Raw genomic sequence first — 1,282 nt, 5'->3', positions numbered from 1 at the left:
TGAAGTGGCCCCGGAAAATGAGACAGGTGTATAAGCAACGGACCGGCACATGAAAGGAGACGGTTCGATGCACGGAAAACGGAAGCACCACTCAGCCGAGTTCAAGGCCCAGGTTGCCCTGGCAGCTCTGTCCGGGGAGAAGACCCTGGCAGAGCTGGCCAGCGAGTACAAGGTACACCCCTCTCAGATCACCCGCTGGAAGCAGGACTTGATCGAGAATGCCGCCGACCTTTTCGGTAAGGGGAAGAAGAAAGAGGCCAGCCACGACGCCACGGTTGCCGAGCTCTACCGCCAGATCGGGCAACTGAAGGTGGAAAACGATTTTTTGTCCAGGCTGCCCGGACTGAACTCACCCGGGCGCAGAAACGGCAAGTGATTGCCGCCGGCCACCCCGAGGTATCTATCGAGCGGCGCTGTGAGCTGCTGGGTCTGCCCCGGTCCACTTACTACCGGGGGCCGGCAACAGGGCTGCGCGACGGCGACCTGGAGCTGATGCGTCGCATCGATGAGCTGTATCTGGAGCAGCCTTGGGCGGGCAGCAGAACGATGGCCACCCTGCTTTCCTCTTCGGATGAGGTTGTCGGCCGCAAGCGGATCAGTCGCCTGATGCGGCTGATGGGGATCGAATCGGTCGCCCCGAAGCCGGGAACCAGCAAGCGCCACCCACAACATCAGGTCTATCCGTATCTGTTGCGGGGCCTGACCATTGACCGGCCCAACCATGTCTGGGCCGCCGACATCACCTACATTCCCATGGCCAAGGGGTTCATGTATCTGGTGGCCATCATGGACTGGTCAACCCGCAAAGTCCTTTCCTGGCGGCTGTCCAACACCCTCGACAGCAGGTTTTGCGTCGAGGCGCTGAACGAAGCATTAAACAGATTCGGTACCCCGGAGATCTTCAACACCGACCAGGGTTGCCAGTTTACCAGCGAAGCCTTTACCTCCGTGCTCACTGCCAACGGCATCCGGATCAGCATGGACGGCAAAGGGCGCTGCCTCGACAACGTCTTCGTCGAGCGGCTGTGGCGTACTCTCAAGTACGAGAGGCTCTATCTCAAGAGCTTTGATTCCGGGATCGAACTTTCCCGGGAGCTTACATCCTGGTTTTCGTGGTATAACAGCGTCCGCCCCCATCAATCCCTCAAGAAGCGGACCCCGGACCAGGTTTACTTTGCAGGACTGCCCGAGAAAAAGGCTGCCTGAAGCCTGTAAACCCAACAACCATGGGCCGTTGCTTAAACACCCCTTCAGGCTGTCTCACAAACCGGCACCACCTCAC

1 protein-coding gene is annotated in these 1,282 nt (G+C 59.3%); it reads left to right on the top strand.

The features are described from left to right. The first annotated feature begins 67 nt into the window (after positions 1 to 67). A protein-coding gene (locus KI811_RS18365) for an IS3 family transposase (protein WP_214187918.1) occupies positions 68 to 1,206 on the top strand; the annotation gives its coding sequence in 2 pieces (ribosomal slippage) (positions 68 to 364 and positions 367 to 1,206; 1,137 coding nt in all). Positions 1,207 to 1,282: the final 76 nt, after the last annotated feature.

The sequence above is a fragment of the Geobacter hydrogenophilus genome, assembly GCF_018501225.1.
Lineage (GTDB): Bacteria > Desulfobacterota > Desulfuromonadia > Geobacterales > Geobacteraceae > Geobacter > Geobacter hydrogenophilus.
The sequence above is the reverse complement of the archived record's forward strand: the minus strand, read 5'-3'. Positions and strand labels throughout refer to the sequence as shown.